The sequence below is a fragment of the Bradyrhizobium sp. 190 genome (assembly GCF_023073415.1).
In the GTDB taxonomy this organism is placed as follows: domain Bacteria; phylum Pseudomonadota; class Alphaproteobacteria; order Rhizobiales; family Xanthobacteraceae; genus Bradyrhizobium.
The window spans coordinates 1-4,091 of sequence record NZ_JADPJL010000084.1 but is presented as its reverse complement, the minus strand read 5'-3'; the positions used below and the strand labels follow the sequence as shown (position 1 = coordinate 4,091).

General features: G+C 61.6%; 4 protein-coding genes. 3 read left to right on the top strand and 1 reads right to left on the bottom strand.

The annotated features are described in order from the left end of the window. Nucleotides 1-275 precede the first annotated feature (275 nt). Nucleotides 276-668, bottom strand: a complete 393-nt coding sequence (gene apaG / locus IVB22_RS40395; RefSeq protein WP_247522709.1) for a Co2+/Mg2+ efflux protein ApaG — start codon at nucleotides 666-668, stop codon at nucleotides 276-278. Between the two features lie 233 nt (nucleotides 669-901). Here apaG and IVB22_RS40390 point away from each other — a divergent pair, with 233 nt between their 5' ends. The 3 genes from IVB22_RS40390 to IVB22_RS40380 are packed head-to-tail and all read left to right on the top strand — an operon-like array spanning nucleotide 902 to nucleotide 3,951. Continuing rightward, nucleotides 902-2,143 carry an OpgC domain-containing protein gene (locus IVB22_RS40390; protein ID WP_247522708.1) on the top strand — a complete coding sequence of 414 codons (1,242 nt, stop codon included), beginning with the start codon at nucleotides 902-904 and terminating at the stop codon, nucleotides 2,141-2,143. Then, nucleotides 2,140-2,907 (top strand): SGNH/GDSL hydrolase family protein, encoded by a 768-nt coding sequence (locus IVB22_RS40385; RefSeq protein ID WP_247522707.1) that lies wholly within the window; start codon nucleotides 2,140-2,142, stop codon nucleotides 2,905-2,907. Before IVB22_RS40390 ends, IVB22_RS40385 begins: the two co-directional genes overlap by 4 nt. 12 nt (nucleotides 2,908-2,919) lie before the next feature. Beyond that, nucleotides 2,920-3,951, top strand: coding sequence for an SGNH/GDSL hydrolase family protein (locus tag IVB22_RS40380; RefSeq protein WP_247522706.1), 1,032 nt, complete (start codon nucleotides 2,920-2,922; stop codon nucleotides 3,949-3,951). Nucleotides 3,952-4,091 lie beyond the last annotated feature (140 nt).

Here is a 4,091-nt window from a genome sequence, read left to right as displayed (position 1 = left end):
GCTGCCCTGTATGCTCGTGTGCATTTTCTTTAGCGCAAATCGCACGCGAGACCGCGGGTGCAGCAAGCACCCGGTCTTCCCTGCGCCCTCTGACAAGGAGGGCGGGAAGTTCTCAAACAAACCTCGGACGCCATGCGCCGCGAGATCGCGAAGGTATGTCATTCGTAGGATGGGTAGAGCGAAGCGAAACCCATCATCACGCGCACTGACGTTGATGGGTATCGCTTCGCTCCACCCATCCTACGAGACGGGCTACTGAGGAGGCCGCAATGTCCCTAGTTCAACACCCGCCTGTTATCGGGGCTATCCAGCGAGAACGTCGGCACGTCGATCTCGAACCGCTCGCCGCTTTCGCTGACCATCTGGTAGCGCCCGGTCATGAAGCCCGACGCGGTCGGCAGCGGCACGCCGCTCGTGTATTCGAAGCGCTCGCCCGGCGCGAGCACGGGCTGCTCGCCGACCACGCCTTCGCCGCGGACTTCCTGCTTGCGGCCGGTGGCGTCGGTGATGATCCAGTGCCGGGTGCGGAGCTGCACGGTCTCGGCGCCGCTATTGGTGATGATGATGGTGTAGGACCAGAAATACTGGCCGCGATCGACCGACGAGCGCTCGGGCAGGAAGTTCGGTTCGACAGTGACTTCGATCTGACGGGTGACGGCGCGGTACATGCGGGCAAGCTTCCGGAAATTCTGTTCCATCATAGCCAAGAATGCCGGGGGAACCAATCTCCGGCCGGCCGGGTTTGTCGCTTGTTTGATCGTGGTTTCAACATAGTTCCATTCTAGAGCGCACCCGCGCGCGGTCCGGCCCCGTATCTGTTTGCGTATCTTGTGTGCAAGGTGCGGGCCGATATTATCCTTCCCGGGCAGTGCACACGTAAAAGCTCGACTAACGGTGCCAGATGTCGTCCATTGCCGATCCCGTTGCCGGAAGGCCTCTCAGCGATAGCAAGGCCGCGGCGGCTTCCGCGCCGGCGATTGCGCTGCCGGTGGCCGGCGAGCGCGAATTGCGGCTCGACCTGTTTCGCGGCATGGCGCTGTGGCTGATCTTCGTCGATCATCTGCCGACCAATATACTGACCTGGTTCACGATCCGTAATTACGGATTTTCCGACGCCACCGAAATCTTCATCTTCATCTCCGGCTACACCGCCGCCTTCGTCTACGGCCGCGCGATGCTGCAGGCTGGCTTCGTGGTGGCGACCGCGCGGATCATGCGCCGGGTCTGGCAGATCTACGTCGCGCATGTGTTCCTGTTCACGATCTTCCTCGCCGAAATTTCCTACGTCGCGACCCGTTTCGAGAACCCGCTTTACAGCGAAGAAATGGGCATCATGGATTTTCTCAAGCAGCCGGATGTCACCATCGTCCAGGCGCTGCTGTTGCGCTTCCGTCCGGTCAACATGGACGTGCTGCCGCTCTACATCGTGCTGATGCTGTTTCTGCCTGTTATCCTGTGGCTGATGAAGTGGCGGCCTGACGTGTCGCTCGGCCTGTCGGTGCTGCTGTATGCGCTGACCTGGCAGTTCGACTGGTACCTGACGGCCTATCCGAGCGGCTTTTGGATCTTCAACCCGTTCTGCTGGCAGTTGCTGTTCGTATTCGGCGCCTGGTGTGCGCTGGGCGGCGCGGCGCGGATGTCCCGCATCCTGTCGTCGCCGGTGACGATGTGGATTTGCATTGCCTATCTGCTGTTTGCATTCTTCGTCACGTTGACCTGGCACATACCGCAGCTCAGCTTTCTGATGCCGAAGCGGCTCGAACAGTGGATGTATCCGATCACCAAGACCGACCTGGATGTGCTGCGGTTTGCCCATTTTCTGGCGCTGGCGGCGCTCACCGTGCGCTTCCTGCCCAGGGATTGGGCGGGCCTGAAATCGCCCTGGCTGCGACCATTGATCCTGTGTGGCCAGCATTCGCTTGAGATATTCTGTCTCGGCGTCTTCCTGGCCTTCGCAGGGCATTTCGTGCTGGCCGAAGTTGGCGGGGGTGCTCTCACGCACGCCCTGGTCAGCCTTGCCGGAATCCTCATCATGTGGGGCGTGGCGTGGGTGATTTCGTGGTACAAGCATTCGGCCGACAAAGATGCGTCCAAGACAAAGCGCACAGGCGGCAATGCCGATATGGCCGGAGGGAGCGTATGAGGCCCGGTTCTGGAGCCGTACTAGCCCTGTCCCTGCTCGCCGGTCTTGCGGCTACCGGTTTGGCGCGCGCCGAGGATACCCCCCAAGCCCCCCAAGCCTGCGAGGTGCCGGCCTATCTCCTGAACACCGAAAGCGTGCTGCCAAAGGTCACCGAGGCCGTCAAGAACGGCCGGCCGCTGACCATCCTCGTGGTGGGCAGCCGTTCCTCGACCATCGCCGCGTCGGCCGACAGCGCCTATCCCGCCAAATTACAAGCCGCGCTGAAGGAGAAGCTGCCCTCGATCCCGATCAATCTATTCGTAGAACTACAGCCCGGAAAAACCGCGGAGGAGACGGACGCCACTCTCGTTAAGCTGGTGGAAGCAAAAAGGCCTACTTTGGTCATCTGGCAGACGGGGACCGTCGATGCTATGCGATCCGTCGATCCCGACGATTTTCGCGGTGCCATCGACGAGGGAGTTGCTGCGCTGCAAAATGCAGGAGCCGATGTGGTTCTGGTCAATCTGCAATACAGCCCGCGCACGGAAACGATGATTTCTGCGCCGCCATACCTGGATAATATGCGCGTGGTGGCGCAGCAGCATAATGTTCCGCTGTTCGACCGGTTTGCCATCATGCGTCACTGGAACGATGCCGGAGATTTCGACCTGTTCAGTACTTTTCATGGCACCGACATGGCCAAACGGGTTCATGGCTGCCTGGGCCGCGCGCTGTCGAAATTTGTGCTCGATGCGGCCCGGCTGGATCAGGCGCAGCAGAATTAGGGACCAGCGTTAATGAGTTCTCACTACCCTTTTCGTTTGTCGATATTCCTGACTGTCTCTGCCGCTGGCTTGGCGCTGTTGATGCCTGCCTCGGTGCTTCCGCTGCATGCCCAGGCGGCCCCCCAACAGATCGCCCAGCAGGCGGCGCTGTCCGACAACGCCAAAACTCAAAACAAGGCTGAAAACAGGCCCACCGCTGAAGGCGTCCCGCCGCAGGCCGCGCCGGCGGCTGCCGCCAATCCGGCCGCGCAGAAGGGCATCACCGGCAATGCGATCGACAGGGTGAAGGAGGTCGCGAAATCGGCCGGCGACATCTTCAGCCGTGTTCCGTGCTTGCCGCCAAAGGGTGCTTCCAAATCGATGGGGTCGCTGCCGCGCGTCGCGAGCAAGCTCGTCGCAGGTCAGCCGGTGGTGATCGTCGCGTTCGGATCGTCATCGACCGCCGGCTTCGGCGCGACGTCGCCGGAGTTCAACTATCCCAACCGGCTAGCCGCGCAATTGCGCCGGCAATATCCGACGGCCGATATCTCCGTCATCAATGCCGGCAAGGGCGGCGAGGACGCGCCCGAAATGATGAAGCGGCTGCAGACCGCCGTCATCGACGCGCATCCCGATCTGGTGATCTGGCAAGTCGGCACCAACGCCGTGCTGCGCAACCTCGATCCGGGTGAGACGGCAAAGCTCGTCGAGGAAGGCATCGCGCGCATTCAGGCTGTTGGCGCCGACATCGTGCTGATCGATCCGCAATATTCGCCGCGGGTCAACGAGCACGCCGAAAGCGCCGGCAAGATGATGACGCTGCTGACCAAGACCGCCGAGCTTCGCAAGGTCGGCTTATTTCCGCGCTTCGCGGTGATGAAGGACTGGCACGAAAAGCAGGCGATCCCGATCGAGAATTTCGTGATCGCCGACGGCCTGCACATGAGCGACTGGGGCTACGCCTGCTTCGCGCAACTGCTCGGCGACGACATCATCAGGTCGGTCGGCCAGATCAAGCTCGGCGTCAACGTGCCGTCGGACGTGCGGGCCTATAGGCCGATGTGACTTGTTTACCCTCCCCTGGAGGGGGAGGGTCGGCTCGCATTGAGCGGAGCGAAATGTGAGACGGGGTGGGGTGATCCCTCAACTCGGGCACTGTTGGATGTGGAGAGACCGTCACCCCACCCCGCCGCGCGTTACACGCG

Bases quoted from the DNA above. Each gene is read 5' to 3' on its own strand.
- apaG (WP_247522709.1), bottom strand. From the start codon at position 668: ATGTACCGCGCCGTCACCCGTCAGATCGAAGTCACTGTCGAACCGAAC.
- IVB22_RS40390 (WP_247522708.1), top strand. From the start codon at position 902: ATGTCGTCCATTGCCGATCCCGTTGCCGGAAGGCCTCTCAGCGATAGC.
- IVB22_RS40385 (WP_247522707.1), top strand. From the start codon at position 2,140: ATGAGGCCCGGTTCTGGAGCCGTACTAGCCCTGTCCCTGCTCGCCGGT.
- IVB22_RS40380 (WP_247522706.1), top strand. From the start codon at position 2,920: ATGAGTTCTCACTACCCTTTTCGTTTGTCGATATTCCTGACTGTCTCT.